This is a genomic window from Sporichthyaceae bacterium, from assembly GCA_036493475.1.
In the GTDB taxonomy this organism is placed as follows: Bacteria; Actinomycetota; Actinomycetes; order Sporichthyales; family Sporichthyaceae; genus DASQPJ01.
The window spans coordinates 1-3,806 of sequence record DASXPS010000180.1 but is presented as its reverse complement, the minus strand read 5'-3'; the positions used below and the strand labels follow the sequence as shown (position 1 = coordinate 3,806).

Below are 3,806 nucleotides of genomic sequence, written 5' to 3'. Positions count from 1 at the left end.
ATGTCGCCGTAGCGGCCTTGTTGCCCACCTCGGTTACCGTCACATCCATGGATTCCGAGCGCCGCGCGGCACGGGGAGAACAGGGTGTTCTCTTCCCCGACTCCGCGCTGGGAGACGCGGTACCTGACGAGATGGACGGTTACCGCGGTCCGGCCGCGTGCAAGATCGTGGGGGTCACCTACCGGCAGTTGGACTACTGGGCCCGAACCGGGCTCGTCGTGCCGACCCTGCGCGGCGCCCACGGATCCGGCAGCCAGCGCCTCTACTCCTACACCGATCTCCTTGTGCTCACGGTGGTGAAGCGATTGCTCGACACCGGGGTGTCGCTGCAGAACATCCGGGTCGCGGTCGATTACCTGCGCGGCCGGGGAATTCACGACATGGCAGCGATCACGCTGTTCAGCGACGGGATCACCGTCTACGAATGCAGCACCGCTGACGAGGTCGTCGACCTGCTGCGCGGGGGTCAAGGTGTGTTCGGGATCGCGATCGGGGCGACCATGCGCGAGGTCACCGCCACCATCCGCGCGTTCCCCACCGAACGTCCACCCGTCCGACTGCGCGACACCCCAGCGCGCAGGCCAGCCGTGACGCCCATGTCGGGTGGCTGGGGCTCCCAGGACCAGGCCGCTGCCATCGCGTGACGCGGTACGCCCGCACAGCGGCGTTTCTGGACATGACCATCAGCACCCACCAGAAGGACCCCGGTCAGTGACCCGGACCGGTTCCTGCGACATCTGCTATCCGAGCACTCCACCGACTCATAATCGTCGCCAGCGCCAGCGGGACCGGAAGTGTCAATGTCCGCGTGGCCTTCACGACCTGCGCGCAGTCCTACCTGAGGACCGATTTGGGCGTCTCCCGGCGGTTATCGGGTCGGTGGCCTGGGTGAGGGCAACCGGATCGTCACCACGATGCTCGCCGACCTCATCAGCGAAGGCACCCTCGAAGGCCTGGAAGCCGCCCCGGGCACGTGGCCGAACCGGCGGGCGCAAACCCAAACTCACCGCCCGCCAGATCGGCGTCGCCCGACAGATGTACGACGAGAAAGGCGCCGACGGCAAACGTCGTTACACCGTCGCCGAGATCGCCGAAACCTTCCACGTCTCCCGCAAGACCATCTACCGCCACCTCGAGCGACAACCACAGCGCACGTAGATCAGACCGTCGCCGGTCGCAAGATCCACTCATGGCGGCTTCTGTGCTTACCTTGGAAGCGCCGCCAGGAGGGTCGGGAGCGGGCGCGTGGATATGGATCGGCGGTAGGCCCCCCCCGTAGCCTTGTGTTCCCGCGGTTTCCCGCGAGGTTGTTCCACGGCGGTAGCCTTGGCCGGTGGTGTCTCGTTTCCAGCTCCCGCCCGTCAAACCGTGCATGTGGTTCTCCCGCACACGGCTCACCGACGCCGTTCACCGCCGGCATTCGGTCTTTCCCGCCAGGGCTTGTTCGCCCTGGGTGCGACCACGGTTGCCGACAGGTTGATCAGCCCGCATCGGTCCGGCATCTGGTAGCGACCACGGACAGCCCTCTAATCGCCGTCCGACCTCATTCAGACGAAAGGGCTCGCTATGGACCACGGACCGTTCTATCGCGCAGCCGACCTGGTCGCGGCTGTTCACCGGGACGCCGGCGGAATCTACCCAGGATTTCGTGCGGCACATGCGCTCGGACGCTTCTACGTGGGTACATTCACGCCGACTGCGCAGGCGAAGACCCTTTCGCGCGCGGAGCATTTTCAGGGCGCATCGGTGCCGGTGACCGCTCGACTCTCCGGCCCCAGCGGCAACAGCCCTCACTTGAGAAGAGCCGCACCCAAATCTATCTGACCCGAATCCGCGGGTAAGGATGTAGTTGATCTCCGGTCGGTGGATTGATCTTTGATTGGGCGTGAGTTCGGGTTGGTCGCAGCCCGGTTGCCCGAGTGTCGCCTCGGGTGTGCGGGTTCCGGGGGTGTTTGGGGCCTTTTGGCCTGGTCAGGGCGTCGCGGGGAGGGCACGGATGCGGGCGAGGATCTCGTTGAGCAGTTGATGGCCTGGGGGTAGGCGCAGGGTGAGCGTGCCGGCGTGGCGGATCAGGCGGGCGGGGACGCGGATCAGCCGGTGGCGCAGGGTGGCGATCATGGCTTGGCCGCCGCGGACGCCGTGGCCGAACAGCCGGGCGCCGGGCCCGGTGGTGGCGGTGAGTTGGTGTAGCCAGCCGGCGATGTTGACCGCGAGCAGCGCACCCCACATCCACGCGGTGTTGACCTGCGGATATCCGGAGGGCAGGTGGCGCAAAGCAGCACCGATCTTGCTGTCCCGGAAGATGTTTTCGACCTGGGTCCGGTGCCGATACCAGTGCTCGACCGTCGCGGCCTTCTCACCGGTGGACACATCCAGGTTGGTCATGATGAACGAGTAGCCGTACACGGCGTCGGCGCCGGCGATCTCGGCGAGGGGCAGGACCCGTTGCTCGGGGTGCAGGGTGCGGCGGCGCCGGGCTCGTGGGTCGGCCGAGACCGCTCCGGCCGCCACGTCCAGGCGCACCCGGCGGATCAGCAGCCAGGTGCTCGCCGGCCACCAGCCCGGGCGATAGTCGGCCACCGCGACCTGCGCGCCGTCCATGTCCAGCGCGTCGATCCAGCCGGTCTCGGCAACCCCGTCGAGCAGCCGCCACAGCGGGGCGATGCGTTTGGCGCCGATCGCGAACTCGACATCGGCCGCCAGCGCCGCGCGGGCCAGCTCACCGGCGAAATAGCCGGCGTCGGTGCGCAGCCGGATCTTGCCCAGCCGCGCCGGCGCCGGCAGCGCGGCCAGTGCCCGGTTCAACAGCTCCGGGGCGTGCCCGCGGGGGTCTTCGTTGCCCGACATCAGGTCCGCGGCCAGCGCGGTCGCGGTCTCGGCCCAGGTGGCCACGTGCGGACGTCCGCAGCGTTGTCCCTGGTAGTTGTAGGCCACCCCACGCTTACGGCGTCCGTAGACCTCCACATCGGTGGTGTCCAGATCGATCGTCACCGTCTCACACAGCGCCGCGGCCCGCGCCACGGGCAACGCGGCCAGCATCCGCGTGCCGATATCCCCGATCCCGGTCTCCACCGCCCGCCACTGCCCCTCGCTGAACCGCCGCGCCAGCCCGGCCGCGGTCGTCGAGCACAGCCCAGCCACCGGCGCGAGTACCTGCCCGGCGGCGTCGGCGCGGTAGCGGTCCAGCCCCACCAGGAAGTCCTCCCCGGCCAACTGCGCCGCCGCCAACCCGACCAACAGCTCCCCGCCGCTATGCCCCCGGTTGCGGGTCTTGATCGGCCCGATCACCGCATCCAACACTGTGATCATCTTCAGTCGGTCGACCAGCTCGGTCACCGCTACCATCCCCGAGAACCCAGTCAACGACCGATCCGGCGCGCCGATGAGCACCCGGCGCCGCAACCGGCGCATCTCGCGTAAACTGTTCACCCGGTAGGTGTCCTTCCGACCTCGACGAATGTGTCTTCGCAAACACCATTGTCGCAGGTCAGACGGGCACCTATCGCCATCTCACGACCCGTGTCCCCTACTAATCGCGGATTCGGGTCTGAGCGGCGATCAGTGGGATGAGTTCGAATCCATAGCTCTCCCTTTGCGCATACGTGCACACGCCGCCGCCCAAGAGACGCGCTCATTAGTTTCCACCCGCGATGAGCTGTTGCCGCTGCTCATGTCCGGGAAGGTGCGAGTTCGGGACGCGGAGAACGTCGTATCCGACGTGCTGTGAGTTGGTCACGGCTGACCTCGCCACGCATGGCTGGAGCATGAGACCACAGGAGTAATGCAAGTGTGCAACAGTGCAAGTC

Annotated in this window: 3 protein-coding genes; 2 read left to right on the top strand and 1 reads right to left on the bottom strand. The window is 67.4% G+C overall.

The window, feature by feature from the left end; genetic code table 11:
• Positions 1-131: 131 nt before the first annotated feature.
• Positions 132-644, top strand: coding sequence for a MerR family transcriptional regulator (locus tag VGJ14_17710; GenBank protein HEY2834266.1), 513 nt, complete (start codon positions 132-134; stop codon positions 642-644).
• A gap of 391 nt (positions 645-1,035) precedes the next feature.
• Entirely contained in the window at positions 1,036-1,158 is a 123-nt protein-coding gene (locus tag VGJ14_17705; GenBank protein ID HEY2834265.1) for an HTH domain-containing protein, read from the top strand.
• Between the two features lie 813 nt (positions 1,159-1,971).
• Here VGJ14_17705 and VGJ14_17700 read toward each other — a convergent pair.
• Positions 1,972-3,429, bottom strand: a complete 1,458-nt coding sequence (locus VGJ14_17700) for an IS1380 family transposase (GenBank protein ID HEY2834264.1) — start codon at positions 3,427-3,429, stop codon at positions 1,972-1,974.
• Positions 3,430-3,806: the final 377 nt, after the last annotated feature.

Coding starts and splice junctions, on each gene's coding strand:
- VGJ14_17710 (HEY2834266.1), top strand. CDS start 132: ATGGACGGTTACCGCGGTCCGGCCGCGTGCAAGATCGTGGGGGTCACC.
- VGJ14_17705 (HEY2834265.1), top strand. CDS start 1,036: ATGTACGACGAGAAAGGCGCCGACGGCAAACGTCGTTACACCGTCGCC.